Annotated in this window: 1 protein-coding gene; it reads left to right on the forward strand. The window is 42.4% G+C overall.

The annotated features are described in order from the left end of the window. Positions 1 to 118 precede the first annotated feature (118 nt). Positions 119 to 629: hypothetical protein (locus tag HX793_RS30790; RefSeq protein WP_178905614.1), on the forward strand; the 511-nt coding region annotated here is incomplete at its 3' end.

Genomic DNA, 629 nt, shown 5'->3' on the forward strand with positions numbered 1-629 from the left:
TTGCCGGGGAGCTGTGAGCTTAGATTAGGTGAGTTGTAGGACTGAGTTTCTAATTTTTGATGTTTGATTTTAGTTTGCTGATTTTTGGTATGTGTGCATCCTTATGATGGGTGATTACATGTACCCGAATCAGTATGATGAAAATCCGGCCGACACCTATTACGAGGATGATTGCTACAATGGATCATTCGATGACAATGGATGGCGGACCGAGGAGTCATCTCAGCCTGAGAATTCTGCAACTTGGGCCCAACTTTGGGTACTCTTGTATAACACTCACCAAGAGCAGAAGGACCAGGCTGATGCTCTTGTAAGATTGCAAGCTTCTTTAGATAAGTTAGAGGAAAGTTGGAAATGTTCACCACCTTCGCCAGAACCGGAGGTGAGTGATTTTTATACCAATGATAATGTGTGTGAACTTGCATCACCTGAATATGTGATGGAAGGGCATACACCGTGGGAAAATCAAGAGACCATTGAGATGGTCGAAAATGTTGTTGAGGAAGAGGTTGTAGGTGACAATGCTACCTCTGACTCAACAGCTTTTGATGTTTTTGATATTTTTAAAAATGTTGATAATGTCGAGCTGGTGATGGGTGACTCCATACCATCACCAGACGATTTGATTG

Origin of the sequence: Pseudomonas reactans (assembly GCF_013387025.1) — a bacterium.
GTDB lineage: Bacteria > Pseudomonadota > Gammaproteobacteria > Pseudomonadales > Pseudomonadaceae > Aquipseudomonas > Aquipseudomonas reactans.